Source organism: Candidatus Marinarcus aquaticus (genome assembly GCF_004116335.1).
Classification (GTDB): Bacteria; Campylobacterota; Campylobacteria; order Campylobacterales; family Arcobacteraceae; genus Marinarcus; species Marinarcus aquaticus.
Map to the genome: position 1 here is coordinate 1 of NZ_PDKN01000009.1, position 22,691 is coordinate 22,691.

At 32.6% G+C, this 22,691-nt stretch carries 20 protein-coding genes, 1 other RNA gene and 1 pseudogene; 16 read left to right on the forward strand and 6 right to left on the reverse strand.

Annotation, left to right across the window (positions count from 1 at the left end; translation table 11 throughout):
- Positions 1 to 443, forward strand: a pseudogene (locus CRV04_RS13000) (methyl-accepting chemotaxis protein); the annotation flags it as partial.
- Here CRV04_RS13000 and CRV04_RS10920 read toward each other — a convergent pair.
- Together CRV04_RS10920 and CRV04_RS10925 are read right to left on the reverse strand one after the other, a co-directional pair.
- Positions 440 to 661, reverse strand: coding sequence for a hypothetical protein (locus CRV04_RS10920; protein WP_128996885.1), 222 nt, complete (start codon positions 659 to 661; stop codon positions 440 to 442). The pseudogene CRV04_RS13000 and the gene CRV04_RS10920 sit on opposite strands and share 4 nt — an antisense overlap.
- A complete protein-coding gene (locus CRV04_RS10925; protein ID WP_128996886.1) occupies positions 661 to 960 on the reverse strand; it encodes a hypothetical protein in 300 nt (99 codons plus the stop codon). Before CRV04_RS10925 ends, CRV04_RS10920 begins: the two co-directional genes overlap by 1 nt.
- Before the next feature lie 192 nt (positions 961 to 1,152).
- Here CRV04_RS10925 and CRV04_RS10930 point away from each other — a divergent pair, with 192 nt between their 5' ends.
- On the forward strand, positions 1,153 to 3,156 hold the full coding sequence (locus tag CRV04_RS10930) for an SEL1-like repeat protein (RefSeq protein ID WP_164969154.1): 2,004 nt from the start codon (positions 1,153 to 1,155) through the stop codon (positions 3,154 to 3,156).
- A 10-nt stretch (positions 3,157 to 3,166) separates the two neighbouring features.
- On the opposite strand, the gene CRV04_RS10935 is transcribed toward CRV04_RS10930, so the two are convergent.
- Positions 3,167 to 3,967 (reverse strand): bacteriohemerythrin, encoded by an 801-nt coding sequence (locus CRV04_RS10935; RefSeq protein ID WP_128996888.1) that lies wholly within the window; start codon positions 3,965 to 3,967, stop codon positions 3,167 to 3,169.
- A 186-nt stretch (positions 3,968 to 4,153) separates the two neighbouring features.
- Positions 4,154 to 4,548: a transfer-messenger RNA gene (gene ssrA, locus CRV04_RS10940) on the reverse strand.
- 85 nt (positions 4,549 to 4,633) lie between these two features.
- Here ssrA and CRV04_RS10945 point away from each other — a divergent pair.
- From CRV04_RS10945 to ppk2 (CRV04_RS10965), 5 genes are all read left to right on the forward strand, one after another.
- Positions 4,634 to 5,827, forward strand: a complete 1,194-nt coding sequence (locus tag CRV04_RS10945; RefSeq protein ID WP_128996889.1) for a saccharopine dehydrogenase family protein — start codon at positions 4,634 to 4,636, stop codon at positions 5,825 to 5,827.
- Positions 5,828 to 6,083: 256 nt separating this feature from the next.
- A complete protein-coding gene (gene rd / locus CRV04_RS10950; protein WP_128996890.1) occupies positions 6,084 to 6,254 on the forward strand; it encodes a rubredoxin in 171 nt (56 codons plus the stop codon).
- Between the two features lie 3 nt (positions 6,255 to 6,257).
- Positions 6,258 to 7,385: a carboxynorspermidine decarboxylase gene (nspC, locus tag CRV04_RS10955; RefSeq protein WP_128996891.1), complete on the forward strand. Its 1,128-nt coding sequence runs from the start codon at positions 6,258 to 6,260 to the stop codon at positions 7,383 to 7,385.
- Positions 7,386 to 7,397: 12 nt separating this feature from the next.
- The gene (ppk2, locus tag CRV04_RS10960; RefSeq protein ID WP_128996892.1) at positions 7,398 to 8,324 is read left to right on the forward strand and encodes a polyphosphate kinase 2; all 927 of its coding nucleotides are present in this window, start codon (positions 7,398 to 7,400) and stop codon (positions 8,322 to 8,324) included.
- Entirely contained in the window at positions 8,321 to 9,451 is a 1,131-nt protein-coding gene (gene ppk2, locus CRV04_RS10965; protein ID WP_128996893.1) for a polyphosphate kinase 2, read from the forward strand. Before ppk2 (CRV04_RS10960) ends, ppk2 (CRV04_RS10965) begins: the two co-directional genes overlap by 4 nt.
- Before the next feature lie 3 nt (positions 9,452 to 9,454).
- Here ppk2 (CRV04_RS10965) and CRV04_RS10970 read toward each other — a convergent pair whose 3' ends face one another.
- Positions 9,455 to 11,200 carry a tetratricopeptide repeat protein gene (locus CRV04_RS10970; protein ID WP_128996894.1) on the reverse strand — a complete coding sequence of 582 codons (1,746 nt, stop codon included), beginning with the start codon at positions 11,198 to 11,200 and terminating at the stop codon, positions 9,455 to 9,457.
- A 90-nt stretch (positions 11,201 to 11,290) separates the two neighbouring features.
- Between CRV04_RS10970 and tig the strand changes: the two genes are divergently transcribed.
- From tig to CRV04_RS10995, 5 genes are all read left to right on the forward strand, one after another.
- The gene (gene tig / locus CRV04_RS10975; RefSeq protein ID WP_128996895.1) at positions 11,291 to 12,592 is read left to right on the forward strand and encodes a trigger factor; all 1,302 of its coding nucleotides are present in this window, start codon (positions 11,291 to 11,293) and stop codon (positions 12,590 to 12,592) included.
- Positions 12,593 to 12,595: 3 nt separating this feature from the next.
- Positions 12,596 to 13,180 carry an ATP-dependent Clp endopeptidase proteolytic subunit ClpP gene (gene clpP, locus CRV04_RS10980; protein WP_128996896.1) on the forward strand — a complete coding sequence of 195 codons (585 nt, stop codon included), beginning with the start codon at positions 12,596 to 12,598 and terminating at the stop codon, positions 13,178 to 13,180.
- Positions 13,180 to 13,704 (forward strand): peptide deformylase, encoded by a 525-nt coding sequence (gene def / locus CRV04_RS10985; RefSeq protein WP_128996897.1) that lies wholly within the window; start codon positions 13,180 to 13,182, stop codon positions 13,702 to 13,704. Before clpP ends, def begins: the two co-directional genes overlap by 1 nt.
- A 77-nt stretch (positions 13,705 to 13,781) precedes the next feature.
- On the forward strand, positions 13,782 to 14,879 hold the full coding sequence (locus CRV04_RS10990) for an ATP-binding protein (RefSeq protein WP_128996898.1): 1,098 nt from the start codon (positions 13,782 to 13,784) through the stop codon (positions 14,877 to 14,879).
- A 297-nt stretch (positions 14,880 to 15,176) separates the two neighbouring features.
- A complete protein-coding gene (locus CRV04_RS10995; protein ID WP_128996899.1) occupies positions 15,177 to 18,110 on the forward strand; it encodes a P-loop domain-containing protein in 2,934 nt (977 codons plus the stop codon).
- 295 nt (positions 18,111 to 18,405) lie between these two features.
- Here the strand turns inward: CRV04_RS10995 and CRV04_RS11000 are convergent, their stop codons facing one another.
- The gene (locus CRV04_RS11000) at positions 18,406 to 19,146 is read right to left on the reverse strand and encodes an endonuclease (protein WP_128996900.1); all 741 of its coding nucleotides are present in this window, start codon (positions 19,144 to 19,146) and stop codon (positions 18,406 to 18,408) included.
- A 133-nt stretch (positions 19,147 to 19,279) separates the two neighbouring features.
- Between CRV04_RS11000 and CRV04_RS11005 the strand changes: the two genes are divergently transcribed.
- The 4 genes from CRV04_RS11005 to CRV04_RS11020 all read left to right on the forward strand — a co-directional run bounded on the left by CRV04_RS11005 (position 19,280) and on the right by CRV04_RS11020 (position 22,579).
- Complete coding sequence (locus tag CRV04_RS11005; RefSeq protein WP_128996901.1) at positions 19,280 to 19,597, forward strand: hypothetical protein; 318 nt, start codon at positions 19,280 to 19,282, stop codon at positions 19,595 to 19,597.
- A 241-nt stretch (positions 19,598 to 19,838) separates the two neighbouring features.
- Positions 19,839 to 20,129: a hypothetical protein gene (locus CRV04_RS11010; RefSeq protein ID WP_128996902.1), complete on the forward strand. Its 291-nt coding sequence runs from the start codon at positions 19,839 to 19,841 to the stop codon at positions 20,127 to 20,129.
- 34 nt (positions 20,130 to 20,163) lie between these two features.
- On the forward strand, positions 20,164 to 21,684 hold the full coding sequence (locus tag CRV04_RS11015) for a ParB/Srx family N-terminal domain-containing protein (RefSeq protein ID WP_164969155.1): 1,521 nt from the start codon (positions 20,164 to 20,166) through the stop codon (positions 21,682 to 21,684).
- Entirely contained in the window at positions 21,677 to 22,579 is a 903-nt protein-coding gene (locus CRV04_RS11020) for a DNA adenine methylase (protein ID WP_128996904.1), read from the forward strand. The genes CRV04_RS11015 and CRV04_RS11020 overlap by 8 nt, the downstream gene beginning before the upstream one ends.
- Positions 22,580 to 22,691: the final 112 nt, after the last annotated feature.

The following is a 22,691-nucleotide window of genomic DNA, read 5'->3' on the forward strand; positions in this document are numbered from 1 at the left end:
GACATGGTAAGACCATCAGTGCAGATATGATTGAAGGGTATAAAGGGTTGTTGGATAATATCAGTAAATCCACACACATGATTGAAGAGATTGCCAATGCCAGTAAAGAGCAAGAAGCAGGGATTACACAAATCAATGATGCCGTGACACAACTGGATCAACAAACTCAACAAAATGCATCAATCGCAAGTCAAACGCATGATATTGCTGTCCAAACAGATACCATTGCTAAAGAGATTGTCAATGATGCAAACAGTAAAGAGTTCTTAGGAAAAGAGAGTGCTAAGATACAAACAGTTAAAAAAGCACAAAAAGAGGAACCTCAGAAAGAGTTAAAAAAAGAGAGTCCTAAAAAGGAAGTGAAAACACAGGAGCCTAAGAAGAAAGAGGAACCTAAAAAAGTGCACAGCACACATGATGATGCTGTGTGGGAAGAGTTTTAATCTGAATCTTTTTTAGATTCAGGTTCTTGTGATTGTCGATTGTGGCAATCACACTTAATAATACTTCGAATGACAAAATATAAAATCGATACAAAAATCCCTATACCTACTGTTTTTTCAACACTGGCAATGCCTTGTGAGTTGAGATAAATGCCTGTGAGAATCACAATGATATAAAAAATCAAAAGAGAGGGTTTTTTAAAATCAATAATAAACACTATTTTTCTTTTTTAGAAGGAATGTATTTAAAAAACACATAGAGAACTCCTACCATCACAATCACACTGATAATGGCCATAAAGCTGATTTCTACTTCAGGCGTAACTCCTCTTTGATAGTTGGATGGAGCAAAGAGTATCATGGTAGAGATAAACATAAATGAAGCCGTTATGATAGCAATAATGTGTGCAAATATTTTATGAAATCGAATTTTATAGAAATCAAAGACCATTTTCCACGTTGCAAAGGCTGCTGTAAACGTGATAACAAGTACAATGATTTTATCCATATTTTCCATTTTTATCCTTTTGTTATGGTGAGTTATTTTAGATACTATTTGCTTAAGGAAGCATTATGGGTGAAAATATAGTACAAATTTATAGCAATCACATAGCAAAGAATATAAAAAAATTGTAACTTTTAAAGACATCAAAGTAAATTTATAATAAAGTTATAGGAACAATTATTAATATTCATAAAAGGTATGGCAATGAAACGAGTTATCCTTTCGACTTTTATTCTGTTGGGTACATTAGCATTTGCAGACCCCATTGATGATTTTAATCAAGGGAAGTATGCATATGAAGATAAAAACTACATTGAAGCTGCTTATTGGTTTAAAAAAGCAGCCAAAGAGGGAGAACCGTACGCTCAAACGCACTTAGCCACCATGTACTTTTTGGGACAAGGGATCAAACAAGATTATAAAGAGGCGCTTTATTGGTATGAAAATGCTGCTTCACAAGGTAATCCTACGGCACAACTCAATTTGGGGCACATGTATAAAAATGCCATTGGAACCACACAAGATTATAAAGAGGCGTTTTATTGGTTTGAAAAAGCCGCACTTTGGGGTGATGCGTATGCACAGTTTCAACTGGGACAACTCTATGAAAAAGGTTTAGGGGTACCTGCTGATACTGCTTTAGCTTTTCAATGGTATGAAAAATCAGCACAACAAGGAAAAAAAGAGGCACAATATGCACTTGGTGTGATGTATGAGAATGGTTTGGGGGTAAAAAAAGAGGAGAGCAAAGCGTATTATTGGTATAAAAAAGCGGCACTACAGGGGCATGCGTATGCACAACTGGCATCGGGGTACATGCTTGAAAATGGTTTGGGCATCCAACCTGATTATGCCTTGGCGTTTAATTGGTACGAAAAAGCGGCCAAACAAAACTTGCCTTCTGCAAAATATAACTTAGCCAATCTCTATTTTAATGGTTTGGGCATTGAGCAAAACTATAAAGAGGCACTTCACTGGTATGAAGAGGCTGCCAAACAAAAAGATGTCAATGCACAAGTCAATACGGCGTATATGTATGATGTAGGAAAAGGGACTCAGAAAGACGCTACTAAAGCCTTTTTTTGGTATGAAAAAGCCGCCCAAAAAGAGAATGCAACAGCACAGCAAAATTTAGCCATCATGTATGCGATGGGTGAGGGTGTGAAACAAGATTATGCACAAGCATTGACTTGGTATGAAAAAGCAGCCAAAGCTGGAAAAGCCGTTGCTCAAAACAATCTGGCGCAACTTTACTTTGAAGGTTTAGGTGTAGAAAAAGATTATGCTAAAGCCTATAAATGGTTTAAAGAAGCCGCACGTCAAGGCGTAGATAACGCACAATTTTATTTAGGTGAGATTTATCTTAAAGGGTACGATACCATTGTCAATGTTCCAAACGCCGTGATGTGGTATGAAAAAGCGGCCAATCAAGGTAATATTAAAGCGCAATATCGACTGGGTGAAATCTATTTTTATGGCAAATTCATTGACCAAGATTACAATAAAGCTTTTACATGGTATGAAAAAGCCGCTTCACAAAATGACGTGAATGCACAAGTGAATGTGGGTTATTTATATTTCAATGGCTTGGGTGTGCAAAAAGATTATGAAAAGGCCTATTTTTGGTATAAAAAAGCGGCACTGCAAGGCAATGATATTGCTCAGTTTAATATTGGAAATCTCTATTATGACGGTTTAGGGGTCAAACAAGATTATCTTCAAGCCATGAGTTGGTATGAACAAGCCGCACAAAAAGAGAATTTAAAAGCACAACTGAATTTGGCGTATATGTATTATGATGGTTTGGGTGTGAGCATTGATTATGCCAAAGCCTTAAGTTGGTATGAAAAAGCAGCACTGCAAAACAGTGCAGCAGCACAAGCCAATTTGGGTTATATGTATTATGCCGGTAAAGGGGTGGTTCAGGACTACGAAAAAGCTTTTACATGGTATGAAAAAGCGGCACTGCAAGGTGAAAAAACATCGCAATTCTCTATTGGATACATGTATGAGTTTGGACAAGCTGTCCCTTTTGATTATGAAAAAGCAGTACAGTGGTATGAAAAAGCCGCCAAACAAGGTCATATTGAAGCGCAAACGCGTTTAGATAAACTGCTCAAAAGCAAAGAAGAAGAGAAAAAAGATGAGACAGAGGTTGCCCAAACAGCTGAAGATAAGGAAGCCCAAAAGAGTGGGCGAAATAAATAGAGGTGAACAGCTAATCTTTTTTGATTAAACGTTTATCTTCAAACACAATATGATTGACCAACCATATGTCCATATACTCTATGAGTTTTCTGTCCACTTTTTCTTTGGGTAAAGTGGGCACAAGTCGTATGAAGTTGTTCATCTCTTGAATGATATTTAAATGCAGTTTACGATGGTAAGTCAGGTATTTATAACGGATGCTCTGCATATACTCCTCTTCATTTTCAAAATGATATTTCATGTAATCATACAAATCAACAATGGTTGCTTTAAATTTTGAATTGTGTTTATCTTGAATAGAGATGTCCAGAGCTTTAAAAGCGATTTCAAAAAGTTTTTGATGTTCATAATCGATTTTTTCATGACCTACTCTATAAACATCTTGCCACATAAATATTTTTTTGAGATCATGAATGGGACGTCTGAAATGAAAGAATTTTTTGTCGTGTTCTAAAATATGTCCCACAAAATAGCTTTGGATAAAATCTAAAAGCGCTTCTTTGATCTCAAATCTTGAATAATGTCCAATATTCTCAATAAAATTAGCTAAAAAACGAACCAGTTTTTTATGCTCTTTTTGGTGTGTCAAAAATTCAGGGTACGCAATCTCGACCATATACTTTTCTTCATGTTTAAAATGCGTTTTAGTGTAGTCAATAATCTCTTTGAGTACCTCTTTGATGGTGTTCATATCTTCTGCGTGATAAATCAGTTTATCACATAACAAAAATATGATTTTGTGTTCATTGTCAATTTTTTTGTGACCAACTGAGTAGACTCTTGACCAACTTTGGGGTGAGATGATTGTCATAATTAAACCTTTAAATACAGAAAAAAGAATCACATAAAAGTCATTTTTACATACTCAAAGTTATAAGCAACTTATATAATATTTTTACTTATTTAAATTCATCATGGTATAGAGCGTCAAATTTAAAAATAGGATGAGGGTTATAACTCTCACTGTCTATAGTAATTTTACCTTGCAGTAAGTTAATGGTGGAAGTGACGGGGGTCGAACCCGTGTCTTAAAACAGATACTACCAGCGTCTACATGTTTAGAGGGGTTGAAAAATTTCACTTCACAACAGCTCAACCCGCAAGGCAATTGCGAAGCTAAGATTTGAAATTTCTCTAATAGGTGCAATCAATACCCAAAAGATAATCTATCTGGGTGAATCCACTATAACCTGCATAGATAGAATCTACAGAGTGAACCTCCGAGGCCTCAACCCTGTACAGGGGAGTCCTGAATTGTTTAACTTATGCTACTTTAGCGTAAGCTGGAGCGTAATTTGTATTGTTTGCGTCTAAAAAATTTGAACTTATTAAGGCGGTTCAGACCTACATGCAACTGATCCTCTCTGCTCTAATCGAAGCCAAATCACTCCCATTAACAAAAAGTAGACGTACATTATAGCTAAAATAAGTTATAATACGGCTTATTTTAACAAACAATTTTCAATGAAGGAATGAGATGAAAAAAGGTATTTTAATTATCGGTGCAGGTGGAGTAAGTCGTGTTGCCACAGTGAAGTGTGCTATGAATATCGATACATTTGAAAAGATTACTTTAGCTTCAAGAACCGTGTCGAAATGTGATGCGATTGCTGAAGATATTAAGAAAAATCAAGGTGTAGATATTGATACAGCTTCCGTTGATGCTGATAATGTACCTGAATTGGTGGCACTGATTAAAAAAGTTAATCCAAAGCTGGTTTTAAATGTGGCGTTGCCCTATCAAGATTTAACAATTATGGACGCGTGTACGCAATGTGGTGTTGATTATGTGGATACTGCAAACTATGAGCACCCAGATGAAGCAAAATTTGAGTACAAAGAGCAATGGGCAAAGAATGAGCAATTTAAAGATGCCAATGTAATGGCACTTTTAGGAAGTGGTTTTGACCCAGGAGTTACGGGTGTTTTTTGTGCATATGCGCAACAAAATCTCTTTGATGAGATTCATTTCATCGATATCATGGATTGTAATGCAGGTGACCACGGGTATCCTTTTGCAACCAACTTTAACCCAGAGATCAACTTACGAGAAGTGAGTGCCAATGGTCGATACTGGGAAGAGGGAAAATGGATTGAGACCAAACCACTTGAAATCAGAGTAGAGCATGATTATCCAGAAGTAGGGGTGAAACCATCATACTTACTTTACCATGAAGAGTTAGAGTCATTAAGTAAAAATATCAAAGGTCTGAAAAGAATTCGATTTTTTATGACATTTGGTGATTCATATATTGCGCACATGAACTGCTTACAAAATGTAGGTATGTTAGGAATTGAGTCAGTCATGCACAAAGGTGTTGAGATCATCCCTATTGAGTTTTTAACGACACTTTTACCCGATCCAGCAAGTTTAGGACCACGAACTGTGGGTAAAACAAACATTGGGTGTATCATTGAAGGTTTAAAAGATGGAAAGAAAAAGAAAATTTACATCTATAATGTGTGTGACCACCAAGAGTGTTACAAAGAGACGGGAGCCCAAGCGGTGAGTTATACGACGGGAGTACCTGCTATGATTGGTTCAAAGTTATTGTACAAAGGTGTTTGGAAAAACACAGGTGTATTTAACATTGAAGAGTTTGACGCGAAGCCATTTATGGATGAGTTGATGACGCAAGGCTTACCTTGGAAAATCCTAGAACTAGAATAACTCTTTTTCGCTCAAACTTGCGTTTACAAAAAGATATTAAGCAGGTCACTTACTTGATGTAAGCTTCCTCGCTTAATACTTTTCACGCCTTGTTTGAACAAAAAAACTCTTATTCTAATGAAGAGGTACTTTAACTTTATGAACAAAACCCCTTTTTTTAATTATCTGTAAACCTACAATTATTTAAATCTTAATCACAACAATTTGACTTTTAACAAACCCATAGTATAATAAGAGACAACAAAAGGAGTCCATTATGCAAAAATATATTTGTACCGTATGTGATTATATTTATGACCCAGCTTTGGGCGATGAAGAGAGTGGAATTGCAGCAGGAACTGCATTTGAAGATCTGCCTGATGATTGGGAATGTCCTGATTGTGGGGTTGGAAAAGATGACTTTGAACCATACAATGAAGAGGATTAGACCATCGAAAATTTAGAAAATTTACCCTCTCCAAGCTTTGTTTGTGAAGAGAAACTGTTACGTAAAAACCTAGAACTGCTGAAACAGGTACAAGAGGAAGCAGGTGTTAAAATCTTACTTGCACTTAAAGGGTTTGCACTTTGGTCAACTTTTGATATGTGCAAAGAGTATTTGCAAGGATGCTGTGCCAGTGGTTTAAATGAAGCCTTGCTTGCAAAAGAGGAGTTTGGTAAAGAGGTGCACACCTATTCGCCTGCATTTAAAGAGGATGAGATTGATACAATTTTAGAGATTTCAAACCATGTGGTCTTTAACTCGTTTGCACAGTTTCAAAAATATAAAGAAAAAGCCGTGGGGAAAACCTCATGCGGTTTACGAATTAATCCTGAGTACTCCAGTGTTGAAGTCGATTTATACAATCCTTGTGCTCCTTTTTCACGTCTTGGTATTACAAAAGCCAACTTTAAACCTGAACTGCTTGATGGCATAGAAGGGTTGCATTTTCATGCTTTGTGTGAACAAAATGTGGATGCTTTAGAAGGGGCATTGGCTGCATTTGAGAAAAACTTTGCAGCATATCTGCCTCAAATGAAGTGGATGAATTTTGGTGGAGGTCACCACATCACACGTGAAGATTATGATGTGCAAGGGCTTATTAAACTTTTAAAAGCATTTAAAAGCAGGTATCCACACTTAGAGGTCTATTTAGAACCAGGTGAAGCCGTTGGTTGGCAAACAGGGTTTTTAATGGCGACCGTTTTAGATGTGGTGGATAATGGAATGCCATTGGCGATTTTAGACACCTCTGCTGAAGCACACATGCCTGATACTTTGGCTATGCCATATCATGCAGCCATTCGAGGTGCAGGCTTACCTAATGAAAAGGCATATACGTATAGATTGGGTGGAAACACTTGTTTAGCAGGAGATATTATTGGTGATTATTCGTTTGATAAACCACTGCAAGAAGGGGATAAAATCATATTGGAAGATATGATTCATTATACTATGGTTAAAACCACGACGTTTAATGGTATCAACTTGCCAAGCATTGTGCTTCAAAAAGAGGATGGTTGTTACCAAGTTGTAAAAAACTTTGGCTACAATGACTATAAGTGCCGACTATCGTAAAAGGAAACATGAATGGGTCAAGACAGAAGTATTATAAAAGATGAATTCTCTGATATGGAGGTCATCGACAGTTCCAAAGATATTAAGCACAACTACAATGATCAAAGTCGTGAACGTGAACCCATGGCTGAAAAAGATGATGGTGAAAAAAAGATTCAGATTTGGGTTCGAAAAGAGACCCTGCTGTATCAAAAAGAGCTGACTCAACTGCAAATTGAACTGCTTAAACTTCAAAACCATGTGAAAGATCAGGGTTTAAAAGTGTTGATTATTTTTGAAGGTCGGGATGCGGCTGGAAAGGGTGGTACGATTAAACGTATTACAGAGCATCTGAACCCAAGGGGCGCACGTATTGTGGCATTGGAAAAACCAAGTGATATTGAAAAAACACAATGGTATTTCCAACGTTACACCAAACACTTACCCAGTGCAGGTGAGATTGTACTGTTTGACCGAAGTTGGTATAACCGTGGGGGTGTTGAGCCTGTGATGGGGTTTTGTACACCTGAAGAACACGAAGAGTTTTTAAATGAGGTACCGGAGTTTGAAAAAATGTTGGTCAATTCTGGTATTATTCTGATAAAATTCTACTTCTCCGTTTCTAAAAGAGAACAGAAAAAACGATTTGAAAAACGAAAAGTAGACCCTTTAAAACAGTATAAACTCACTCCTGTAGATGAGAAGTCTCAAAAACTTTGGAATGAATACTCTGCTGCAAAATATACGATGCTTTCTGCATCTAATACGGCATTTGCACCGTGGACCATTGTACGCAGTGATAACAAAAAGAAGGCACGAATAAACTCTATTAAGTATATATTAAAACAGATTGATTACCCAAATAAGACTCTTAAGGAGAAACTCAAATTGGATAAACGTATTGTCTTAAGTGGTACAGATGAGATAGAGCGAATAGAAAGGAAAAAAGGTATTAAATGAACTTAAGTGATTTTAAAAAGACAGATTATAGTGGTTTATATATTTCAAAAGCAACGCACCCAACATTTGGGAAAAAATATGTTGCACGATTTCAACACAATAAAAAAAGATATGTAAAAGTTTTAGGCTATACACAAAAAGACAATTTAACGAAGAAAACGGCTATTAGTTTACTTCAAAAGTTTAAGGCATCACTTGAAATTGATGATAATATTGAAGCAAAAAACATCACCATCAATCCAAAAAACAATGAAGTGAAACTCGATAAAGGTATTGCTGATCTTAAAGAAGAAAACCAATTTTTAAGAGGTTTACTCGGTGATGAGTATAAAAATGTCAACATTGATGTACTTAAAGATGGTATTCAAAAGATTTATGATTTAGAAGAGTTAAAAGAGTATCAAATTGAGTTGATTAAACTGCAAGAGCATTTAGAGAAACAAAATCAAAGAATGATTATTCTTTTCGAGGGGCGTGATGCTTCTGGAAAAGGGGGTGCCATTCGGCGAATTACTCGATATATGAACAACAAACATTATCGAGTCGTTGCACTTGGTAAACCAACAGAGACACAAAAGAATCAATGGTTTTTACAACGATACATTGAGCACTTTCCAACTGGGGGTGAAATCGTTCTTTTTGACCGAAGTTGGTATAACCGAGCGATGGTAGAACCCATCTTTGGATTTTGTTCACAAGAAGAGTACGAAATTTTCATGGAAGATGTGGTGAATTTTGAACAAGACTTGGTACGACAAGGTATGATTTTGATTAAATTGTACTTCTCAGTATCTAAAGCAGAACAAAAACGAAGATTTGACCGACGAATCAATGATCCTTTACGACAATGGAAATTCTCTGAAGTAGACATGCAAGCACAAGATTTGTGGGGTGAGTTCTCAGAGAAAAAATATGAGATGTTAAAGCGAACAAACTCACGAAGTGCACCGTGGAATATTGTACGAAGTGACAACAAACACTTAGCACGACTTGAAGCGATGAAAACCATCTTAAACTCTGTTGATTATGAAGGAAGAAATTACTCGTTAGACTTTCAACCAAGAGAGGATATCAATATCTCTGTGCAACGAGAGTTGTTACAGATGAGAAAATCTCAAAACTACTAATGGTTACCAAGGTGATGAAGCAGAAGATGCTTCATCATCACTGCTGCTTTCAAACTTTCTTAATAATGTTTTTTGATTTTGGTTCTGTAAACTTTTAAGCCATTTTCGCTCTTCCAAATCCGATATTTCAGCTTGTTGCATCTGTTGTTGTGAAGCTTGTTGTGCTTGCTCTTTTTGTTCTTGAGCATTTTTCTGCTCTTGGTTTTTTTGTTGAGCCTCTTGCTTTTGTTCGCTGTTTTGATTTTTTTCTTGAGTCTTTTCTTGGTTGTTTTTTTTGTTTTGTGAAGACTCTTTACTCTCTTTCTTTTTTTGCTCTTGATTCTTATTTGAATCTTGTTGGTTTTGTTCTTGCTCATTTTGCTGGTTGTTTTGTTGCTCTTGCTCTTTTAGGGCTTTTAAAACTTCATCTAAATTGTGTTGAGTCTCTTCATCATTTTTGAGCTTTAAAGCTTTTTCATACACTTTTTTTGCCTCTTGCAGTTGTCCAAGTTTGGCATAAGCATTTCCCAGATTGTGCAACTTTTGTGCTTCAAGCTCTGCTTTTTCAGTGACCACTTTATTGTAGTTTTCAATGGCTTTTTCATATTTGCCTTGTTTGTAGTAACTGTTTCCTAAGTTGTAATAGCCTTGTGCATTGGAAACCACTTTTTCATAAAGCTTGCTTGAGGCTTTATACTCTTTATTTTCATAATGCTCTTTGGCGTCATTGAGTGTTTGAAAATCCAAAAGAGAGGCTTGGCTTTGGGGCTGAAAAGTACATAATATAAAGGCACAAAACAAAGCGGTTCTTTTTAGTTTTGGCAGAGAAGAAAAAGTAACAAACAGAAGCAACAGAGCAAAAGCCAATGGATAATAAAAAAGCTCTGTATAGGTTTTAAAACGTTTGGTGCTTTGTGCTTGTTTTTGGGATTGTTGGTTGATCTCATTTAAGATTTGGTGGATGTCTTGGTCATTGATACTAAATTGTATAAAACCTGCCCCATTTTGTAAACTCAAATTTTTAATGGCATCGTTTCTTTGGATTAAGACAATGGTGCCATCCTCTTTGGTTTGGTATCCATTTGAAGTTGGAATGGGTGTGGGGTCATTGGTTGCTACAGCAATGGTATAAAGCTTGATATCCTGCTTTTTGATGTATTCTAACTCTTGTGAATAGTCCTTTTTATTCCCACCATCTGAAAGCAGAATGATGTTTTTACTTTGGTAGTTTTTTAAAAGTGCATTGCTTGCTTCAAGCATCGCTTGTATGTTAGAACCTGCTGAGGCTTCTTGTTGAAAATCCAGTTTTTCGACCATCTGTTTTAATGAGTTAAAATCATTGGTCACAGGAGAGAGTATAAAGGCATTTTGACCAAAAAGCACCACTCCAATAGAGTGGTTGGTGGCTTTAGAAATGAGGGTTTCAAGCTTTTTAATGGATAATTGTAAACGTGAAGGGAAGACATCTTGTGCCAACATAGATTTGGAAATATCAATGGCAACAATCAAAGGAATGGTTTCTTGCTCTATTTTTTGCTCTTTTTCATTCATCACTGGGCGAGCAAGGGCAATAATCATTAAAATCAGTGCGATAAAAAAGAGATAGTTTCGAGTGGTTTTATTTAAACCTTTTGAGTGAGCACTTAACGCATTAAGAATTTCAGGCTTAAAATAGCTGTGCAGTCTGCTCTTTTTCGTATTGAGTAAAAAGATGAGTAACAGTGTGGGGATTAACATCATAAAAAGTACATTAGGGTATAGAAATTGCAACACCAATCCTTGTAAAAAAAGTATTTTATTAAAACTTTAGTGATAGTTAGATAAAATCACTGAAAATTTATAATAACGGAGTGAAATTCTATGGAATTTAATGCACAGAAAATTGATGCAGCCAATGCAGTTGTTACAAGCACAATTGCAAAAGATGTTATCGAAAAAAATCTTGACAAAGTAGCAAAACAAGCATCTAGAAACCTGAACATTGATGGTTTTAGAAAAGGAAAAGTTCCTGTTGCTGTTGTTAAAGCAAGATACGGAGAGAAATTACAAGAAGATGCAACAAGTGAAGCATTACGAGGTCTTTTTGACGCAGCTTTAAAAGAGTTAAACATTGCAAACGAAGATTTAATCGGTGAGCCAAACATCACTAAGTTTGACAAAAAAGAAGATGGTTCAATTGATGTTGAAGTAAAAGTTTCTTGTAAACCAACAATTGATTTAGGTGATTACAAAGCGTTAATTCCAGAAGTCAAAACTAAAAAAGTGACTGCTAAAGAAGTAGATGCACGACTAGAAGAGATGGGTAAAGCATCGGCACCAATTGAAAAATTAAAAAGAAAAAGAGCAGCAAAAGAGGGTGATTACGCGGTAATCGACTTTGAAGGTTTTGTTGACGGTGTCGCATTTGAAGGTGGAAAAGCTGAGAAATATACACTTCAATTAGGTTCTGGTTCATTCATTCCTGGATTTGAAGACCAAGTGATTGGTATGAAATATGAAGAGGAAAAAGATGTTGTAGTAACTTTCCCAACTGAGTACCAAGCAGAGAACTTAGCAGGTAAAGAAGCAACATTTAAAGTAAAGCTTCATGAATTACAACAAAAAGGTGAACCTGTTATTGATGACGAGTTTGCTAAAAAGATGTTACCAGGTGAAGAAGACGCTACAGTTGATACATTAAAAGAAAAAATCAAAGAGCAAATCAAAGCTGAAAAAACAAGCACGTACTACCGAGAAGAGTTAAAACCAGCATATTTAGATAAATTGATTGAGGCTTTAGATTTCGCACTTCCTGCAACTGTGGTTGACCAAGAAGTGAACATGGCATTAAACGGAAAAGTTCGTTCAATGACTGAAGATGAAATCAAAGAGCTTCAAGAAGATGCTTCTAAAGTAGATGTGTTAAGAGAAGAGTTAAAAGGTGATGCTGAAAAAAGCGTTAAAGCAACTTTCATTGTAGATGAGTTATCTAAAGCTGAAAATGTAACAGTAAGTGATCAAGAGGTTACACAAGTAATCTATTACGATGCAATGCAAACAGGTAGAAATCCACAAGAGACATTGAAACAATATCAAGAGTCTGGATATTTACCTGCAATTAAAATGTCTATGATTGAAGACAAAGTTATTACTAAATTATTAGACGAGAAGTCAGGAAAATAAAACATGAGTTATATCCCATACGTAGTTGAAAAAACAGGTCGAGGTGAACGAAGTTACGATATCTATTCACGACTATTAAAAGACAGAATTATTATGTTAAGTGGTGAAATTAATGATGCCGTCGCTTCAACAGTGGTTGCACAACTTCTATTTTTAGAAGCCGAAGATCCAGAAAAAGATATTTACCTTTATATCAACTCTCCAGGGGGAGTGATTACAAGTGGTATGTCTATTTACGATACGATGAACTACATCAAACCAGATGTGTCAACGATTTGTATTGGTCAAGCGGCTTCTATGGGTGCATTTTTATTAAGCAGTGGTGCAAAAGGAAAACGATATTCACTTCCTCACTCTCGAATTATGATTCACCAACCGTTAGGTGGAGCACAAGGGCAAGCAACTGATATCCAAATTCAAGCAAAAGAGATTCAACGTATGAAAGATATGTTGAATCACATGATTGCAGAGCAAACAGGACAAAAACTTGAAGTTGTTGAAAGAGACACAGACAGAGATAACTTCATGAGTGCTGATGAAGCTAAAAAATATGGATTAATTGATAAAGTAATAGTTGACCATAAATAATGATTCGAGAAGTTATTACTTATCCCAACCCTCTTTTACGTAAAAAATCAAAAGAGGTGGTGCAGTTTGATGAAGAACTGCACACTCTTTTGGATGATATGTATGAGACCATGATGGAGCACTCAGGTGTTGGGCTGGCAGCCATTCAAGTGGGAATTCCTCTGAATGTTTTAATCATCAACATTCCCAATGAAGATGATATTCAAGACAAAGCAGAGTTGATTGAAGCCATCAATCCTAAAATTACTCACAAAGATGGGGTTCAAATATTCACTGAAGGGTGTTTAAGTGTTCCAGGGTTTAATGAAGACGTCAAACGTGCACAACATATTATTGTTGAGTATTTTGACCGACATGGAAACCCCAAAAAAATGGAAACGGAAGATTTCTTAGCTGTGGCTTGGCAGCATGAGATGGAACACCTTGAAGGTCATCTGTTTATTGAGAAACTCTCTATTATCAAACGTAAAAAATTTGAGAAAGAGTGGAAACGAAAACTCAAAGACGAACAGAAGAAAAAGTAACAAAAAAAAGACAAACTAAGTATGGATTAACCAAAAAACATCTATAATCTTTAAAACCCGTTTTTAAAGATTGTATGATGAAACAGTTAAAATGTGCTTGTATCGAAGGTCTGGATGCCACCAGTGTAGATGTGGAAGCCACGTTTACAAAAGGATTGCCCTCTTTTTCCATTGTAGGGCTTGCAACAAACTCTATTCAAGAGTCCAGAGACAGAATCAAATCGGCTTTACTTACCAACGAATTTACTTTTCCTCCTAAAAAAATTACCATTAATTTATCTCCCAGTGAAATATCTAAAAGTGGTTCACACTTTGATTTGCCCATCGCACTTTTAGTCGCACTCAATGATGTGAAGTGTTCATTGGATGGTTTTTATGTCTTTGGAGAAGTGGGCTTAGATGGGAAACTCAAAGACACGCACTCAATTTTTGTTCTGATTCTTTCCTTGGCTCAACAAGGCTTACTTAAAAAAGTACTCATACCTAAAGCCTCTGTAGAGAAAATTTCTAAAATACCCAATATAGAAATCTATGCAGTAGATACGTTAAGCCAAGCGTGTGATTTTTTTAAATTTGATTCCAAAGAGCAAAGCAGGGTGATCAACAGTGAATTTTCTTATAAAAAGATGACCATAAACAAAAAAAGTTACTATTATGACACCCAATATGTGTATGATTTTAAAGAGGTCAAAGGTCAACAAACAGCAAAAAGAGCAGCATTGATCGCTGCAGCTGGGAATCACAACATTCTTTTTGAAGGAAGTCCCGGATGCGGAAAATCGATGATAACAAAAAGATTGCAGTATATTATGCCACCCATGAGCTTGGAAGAGATTTTGGAAAAAGCGAAACTGGATTCACTCGATGCCATTGAACCATCGTTTCATCCCATAAGAGTCTTTCGCTCCCCACATCATACGGCAACCAAAGCTTCGATTTTTGGAGGTGGAACACAAAGTGCTAAGATGGGTGAAGTGGCATTGTCCAATAATGGGATACTCTTTTTTGATGAGTTGCCACACTTTGGTAAAACCATTTTAGAGGCTATGAGAGAACCTTTAGAAGATCATCGATTGTTGATCAGTCGAGTGAACAGTAAAATACATTATGAGACGAAATTTTTGTTTGTATGTGCTTTAAATCCTTGTCCTTGTGTCATTTCTAATTATAAATAATACATTACAACTAAAAGTGATACAAGAATAAATACTTAAAGGTGTTTTGTCTTTTTCATAAGTCCAATTTGAGAAAAGATACAATGTGAATGTTATTCAATCCAAGGTGTTAATTGAATAAATTGGTGTCTTTAGTCTAGGAGTCATTCCAAAGATATTGAAAAATAGATTTCAATAAATATGTGAAAGAGTCCTTATTTGATACTCATTTTACTCAAAATACTATGAGTGATATATTTTAATGTCTCTACTAAGTAATTTTATAATAATATAATTATAAATTAACTTGGAGAACATATGTCACAATTTCTTAAAAAACTTATCTGTGAAGAAGAAAATCTTTTTTTAGAATATAAGTCTCAATGGTATTGGAAAGAAAATGAAAAACCTACTCCTAACGAATGGGGAGAATTTTTAAAAGATTTTTCTGCTTTAGTAAATTGTTCTGAAGAATACATTGAAGAAAGTAAATATTTAATTATTGGAATAGATGAAAACCAAAAAGAAATTGAAAACAGAGTCATAGATGTTAAGTTTCTCCAAGATAGTAAATATTCAGATTTAGTTTTTTTTAAAAATGAGGTAGTTAAAAAAATAAATTCTTTTTTTAGAACTGATAGTGATGAAGAAATAGTTTATAATGACTTCTCAATATCTACATTTATTATAGACAATAAAAAAGTTTTAGTTTTTGAATTGTTACCAACAAAAAATTTATTAATTTTAGACAAGGACTTGATGGATAAAAATAGAACAGAAAAAAGAAACAATGTTTTTATTAGAGAATTAAAAAAAATAAATGATCCTCAAGTTGCCAATGCTTCACCAGAAATTTTAGGAAAATTACAAAATGCTATAACAGCATATAAAGTGAAAAAAAACAAAGAAGAAAAAAAAGATAGAAGTATTGAGAAAACAATCAATCTCTTTATACAAAATAATGATATTTATGAATTAGAAACACCTATAAAAGAAAAAATTTGGTCTGAAAATATACATTTTGAATTATATCCTGTTAAGTCTGCTTTTCATAATATTGATTTTATATACATATATGATAGAACAAGTCAACAAAAAACATATAACTATCTGTTGAGAGAAGGCTTATTGGCAGATAATGCTCAAAAATGGATAATAATTGATAACGGTTTAAAAAAAGATATAAATGGTATATTGACAAAATTTAAGGCTGATAAAGTTTATTCTTTGGATGAGTTTGCTTATGAACATCTATATAAAAAGTATTTTGAGGATAGTGTCTATCATGATGGAAAGTTTAAAGCCCAAGAGCAAATAAAAAATTTTGTTGAACCCTACACATCAAAGTCAAATGAAAAAAATGCATTTTTAATTTTATCAGAGTGGTATAATCAGGTTTCAAAACCTCTTATGGTAATAAAAGGTTATGGTGGTATAGGTAAAACAACCTTAGTTAAATATTTTTTAGACGATTTATTTTCTCATAATAGTGATAATGAAGTGAATTCTAAAATCCTTTTCATTGACTCAAAAGAAATACTTGATGAAATTTCAAAACAAAATACAGTGAACAATATTTATGATTTTTATGATGCTCTTGCAAAACAAAAAAATATTGAGAAAAAATTAGGAAAAGAGTTACTAGAGTTGTCTGTAGATAATGGTAACTTATTAATTGTACTTGATGGTATAGATGAAGTTATTGCTAAATTAGTAAGTAGATTTGATATCGAAAACTTTATAAATACAATATATAATAATTATTCTTTAGGTAATGAAAAAACGAAAATTATTATTACTTGTAGAGACTATTTTTGGAATTCAAATATTGCTTCAAGCTATAAAATAGATACTTTAGAGTTAGAAGCATTTACTAGAGAATTAGCTGAGAAATTTTTTAGAAAACAATTTACAGAAACATCTAAAGAACTTGAGAAATGTTTAAAGTATGCTGATGAGTTTGCTCTTAGTGAAGAGGATAAGGATATCTATATACCCTATATTCTTGATGTTATTATGGATATGGTAAAACAGCAGAAAGAGCTTGGTAGTGTTAATAGAGGTGATATAGAAACTGATTTGTTAAATACAGAGATTACAAATGATTATTTTATAGGGAGAATGTGTAATAGAGAAATAGCTAAGTTAGAAAACTTATCTATTGATTTACAACTACAAGTTTTTATAAATATGGCTATTAATTTTAATGGTGTAGTTTCTCATGAGTCTAGAAAAAAATTATTCACAAATGTTCAAACTACATTTTCAGAGTCTTTAGTCAAAAAATTTAAAGGTCATCCTTTAATCTCTTACCAAAATGAAACAATGACATTTCGATATGATTTTTTTAGAGAATTTTTTATAAATTTATATATCAGTAAGTTTTTTACTATCCGTGATAGCATGGTCTTGCAGGATGATTTTAAAGAAATCATGATTGAATATATAAAGTATGATAATAGTTTCACAGAATATATTAGTCGAAGAATAAAGTTTGATGATGAGTTTCAATTATTTACAATTAGTATTTTAGAAGACTTAATAGAAGAACTTAAAAAAGAAGAATTATTAGAAACAAGAAGTCTTATATCTTCAATCTTGATTTTATTATTAGTCTCTTTGCGAGAATCAAATCAAAAAAATGATATTGTTGCAAAAACTGAACTTTTAGTTAATATCTTTGGTCAGAATTTAGAGTTTTTGACTCTTATAAATCTTTTTGGAGCTGATAAGAATAATTATCCAATTTTTAATTTTGAAGGGAAAACTATTAAAAATGCTTGGTTTGAAAACTATGAGTATTTTTGGGAATGCAAATACGATGAGAATACTAGCTTTGAAGATTCAACATTTAAGTATCTTGAACCAAGAAAACAAATAAGTTTACCTAAGATTCATGAGAAATTGTTTAAAGACTGTGATATATCTGGTATTGAAAAGATTATTCAAAGTGAAAAAAGCAAACATGAAACTAAAACAAAACAAATCAAGAACAATTTATTGAAAATTTTCCGACACTTTGAACAAAGTGGCACATTTAAAGAAAAAAAGATTGATGATACACGAAAGAAATGTAATACAGTTATTTTAGATAAATTGATTTATAATAATGTAATAGAAGTCTATAAAAATCCGAGTCGACCTACATTAAAGCAATATAGAGTTTTAGATGAATATCATAACATCGTAAAAGTTCTAAGTCAAGAAGGTAGTTGTTTAGAATTTGAAAAAGTTCTTCAGTTTATAGAGTAAATCAATTTAACTAATATAATGATTATGACACTAAAATTCTATACAAGATTTATTTTTTAGATATAATTAGACACTTAGTTATATATTGGAGTGAGGATGCTTTTGTCAGAAACAACAATGAGGCTAAACTCTTATTAGGTCAACAAGCAAAAGGTGAAGGTTCAAATCTTTCTGTTAAACGATTCGCTATAATTAAAGGAGCAATCATGATTAAAAAAAATATCATAACAATTTCTCTGACAGCATCTTTAACACTGGGCATCGGTGCGTCTCATCCTCAGCCCAATATATAAGTTCAATTTGAGATAAAAGGGTTTGTATTCCCTTGAATCTTTTCAATCCTTTTATTTCTCTCAATCTCCCATCCATCAACTGGGTCTTGTTTACTCCAAGCTTCAAGTAGTTGCTTTTGTTGTTTAGATATTATCATTCCATATCTATCTTCAAAATAGAAGTATGTTCTTGCAATATTGCCTCTGATATCTTCTTTAGGTTCAGCTCTTTTTGCTTTAAAATCTACTTCAAAATCTATACTTTGACCATAACGTCTTTCTTCACCTTCAATCATGGCATATCTAAAGTTTGATCTATCGGCATTTAATTCACCAATAGCAGGCACTAGGTTATGTAAATCAGCTTGCATGTATTGATATTGCTTATTTACTTTAGTACAACACTTTCTTCCTTTATAGACTTTCCCTTTAGAGTTAACACACTCTTCATTACCTTCTCTCCAACAAACAAATTGTCGTCCAAAGTTCTCAGCAGGAATAACATGCTCCCATTCAATTCGTCTTGCTCTTTTATTTACTTTACCTGATTTGGTATATTCATTTCTAGGAGTATATCCACAAGATCTTCTATCAATCATATTATTCTTATCTTTATAGTTATACTTACAATCAGAATAGAAAGTAACTTGATGACCTTTATAAACATCTCTTAATAGTTTTTTAGATTTTGAGAATGAAGAGATGGTATCGTTAGCATTGAGAATAAAGATACTTAAAAAAGATAGAAAAAAGATTTTAAACATTGAGTTCCTTTAATAGTCACTATTATATTATAAAGAGATAAGTTTTTATCTTAAAGTAAGTCTACTAATAAAATAAACATTACTAATTGCAATTTTTTTAATTACTTGCCTTAATTTTTACTACTATTTTAAAATGAAAAAAAGTATCGATTTTTTAGAACAATTAAGTAATGAAAATTATTCAAAAATTACTCATCTTAGATTTAACAATAATATAAATGAATCAACTAAGCAAATTAAAGCTCGTATTGACATACTTAATTGGGCCAATGAAATGGTCTATTTTTATATCAAAAAAGAGAAAGGTTTTTTAGAAGAATTCTTGAATGAAATCAAGCTTCAAAAAAACCAAATAAGTATAATAAAAGAGGGTGAATATAAGAAAGCTTTATTGGCTCAATTGGATCAATTGGAGAAGGAAATTAATGATCGAATTAATAGTGGGAAGTAGTACTATTTTAGTATTAATATTTGTGTACATTTTTTATAAAGAAAAAACTGTGCATAAAAACAAGAAAAAGTTTTCAGAGAGAGTACATAAATAGATGTAGTTTAATGTTAAATTGATTTAATGATATTTTCTTTTTTTTGAGTACTTTTTTGAGTTTTATTTGTAGATTATGTTGTTATAAATTTATGCATAATAATTAATATTTTATATTGATATAAGAGTTTTAATTATTTCAAAAGTGATGAAAAAGTATAATTTTATTTTATATACACAAAATTTAGTTTTACCTCCTAAAGATTTCACGAATAATTATTGTTCGGACTTAGTAGAGTTATTCCAATTTAGTGAGCCATGTGCTTGGCAATTATTGGATGCAGTGAAAGATGATTTAGATAATAAACTTTCAAATTATATTGTGAATCAAAATAATATTCAAGATTTTATAATAAAAAATTATGAACAAACTAAATTTTACTCAATTGAAACATTAATGAAAAAACTAGAAGTAAAAAAAATTAAAAGCGATGCTTAATGCAGTATAATTGCTATTAAGAAAGGATTAAATTTTGCAATCTAAATATGAATGGTTAGAAAAAAAAACTCCAAGATCTGTTGAACAATTAAGATTATGGTCAGAAAACCCTAGGTTAAATCCACAAGAGGAACATATAACATTAAGTGACTTTGCAGAAGATTTTACACAAGAAGGTCCTGATAAGAAGAGTTTTTTTTCTTTAATTAATTCTATAGTTGAAGAGGGATTTGTTCCTGCAGATCCAATTATTGTATGGCAAGACTCTACGAATCACAAATATTATGTTGCAGAAGGTAATAGACGAATATTAGCGTTAAAATTATTAAGAAATCCAAATAAGGCACCAAAAGGAATAAGAGCACATATTAGAAAAGCATCTAATAAGATTAACTTAATGGAATTGGAAAAGGTAAATGTTTATGTTGCTCCAAGTTTTGAAGATGCTGAATGGTACATTAATCAACGGAACAGTGCATCTTCTCTACAACAAAGATGGTCTAGAGTGCAACAACAAAGATGGATTCTAGAATTATATAATAAACACAATGGAGATTTTGAAAAAATCACTACAATTACAAAATTATCAAAAAGTGATTTAGAGAACTTCTTTAGAATTCTTAAAATAAAAGATTTTATTAAAATTGATAATGTTAAATCTTGTTTAAATAAGTCTGAATTTGACAAAGCAGATTCTTATAAATTTCCCATCACTATTTTAGAGAGATTTTTTAATTTTTCGGAGGTCAGAAAAAGATGGGGGCTTGTATTTGATGGTAATGAAGTTAATATTATTTCAAATAAAAAAAGTTTTTATTATGCATTTTCAGAATTAATTAAACGCATTGTAAATGAGAGTGATAATAAAATTAATACTCGTATGACAACAGAAAATTTGGAGGAGATATTAAATAGTTTACCTACAGTTACTTTTAGTTCAGATGATATAAGGAACCAAGATAGTAATAATGAATCTGCTGCTATAAGAAATAATGAAGTTGAAGATACAGAAGAAAAGAAAGAAGAAGATACATTAAAAAATAATTCTTCAGAAACAACAAACTCAAAGACAATACAAGCAATGAAAGGTAATCCGAATAGAAATCGTCTCGTATTGTCAATTTATAAATTAAATACGGATAGTTACAGATTGGAAAAGTTGTTTAATGAGTTTAAATCAATTTCAGTTTCAAAATATCCAAGTACAATTGCATCAGCACTAAGAGTATTTTTAGACTTGGCTGTTTTTGACTATATTACAAGAGAGAACATTGTAGAAGATATTCAAAAAAAATATCAAGATAGTTTAAGAAATATTGTTTTAAAGAAAAAATTACAATACATAGAAGAAACACATTTTTCAGCAAGCAATAAAAATAAACAAATTATAAAAAGATTATTAAATCCTGATCAACAATTTTCTTTAGATACTTTAAATGGGTTTATCCATAATAATGATACATATGATTTAAATAGAAATGTAATAAATGGATTTTGGGATTTTTTATTTCCACTTTTTGATGAATTTTTAGATATTAAGGAAGTAGATGTTTAATTCACCACTTCGTTATCCAGGCGGTAAAAATAAATTAGCTGCTTTTATTGCTAATATTTGTATTGATAATAAGATTAATGGCCATTATGTTGAACCATACTCAGGTGGTGCTTCAGTTGCGTTGTTTTTATTATTAGAAGGGTATGTTAATAGAATTACAATTAATGATAAAGATAGATCAATTTATGCATTTTGGTATTCATTATTATATAAAACAGATGAGTTATGCCAACTTATTGAAAATACAGAGGTTTCAATAGATGAGTGGAAAAAACAAAAAGAGGTACAAGTACACAAAGACCATGAAAACTTATTGACTTTGGGCTTTTCTACGTTATTTCTAAATAGAACTAATCGCTCAGGCATAATAACAGCTGGTGTCATGGGAGGGCTTGAACAGAATGGTAATTATTTAATAGATTGCCGATTTAATAAGGCAGAAATTATTCGAAGAATCAAAAAAATAGCTAAGAGAAAGAATGACATTGATTTATATAAGAAAGATGCAATTGAATTAATAGATAAGGTTCAAAGTGAGTCATTAGATAATAATATTATATTTTATTTTGATCCACCTTATTATGATAAAGGTAGTAGCTTATATATGAACCATTATAAGAAGGATAATCATAGAGAAGTTAGTGAAAAAATAAAGCAGATAAAAAATATTAGATGGATTGTTTCATACGATAATGTACCTGAAATACAGAAATTATATTCAGGATGTTCAAAAAAAGAATATTCATTTATGCACACAGCACATAGTAGTAGGTTAGGAAAAGAGATTTTATTTTTTAGTGAGAATGTAATTCAACCAAAAATTAAAAACTGGACACCTTTAAATTTTAAATATAAGAAAAACAATACGAAAAAAATAGTCTATATCTCTAAATAATTTATATTCTTAATTGTTTTTATCTCTAAAAATAATCTAATTACTCTAATAAACACTTGATTTTATATATTGAAAGTTAACTATTTTACTATATTTTGTTATTTTAGATTAA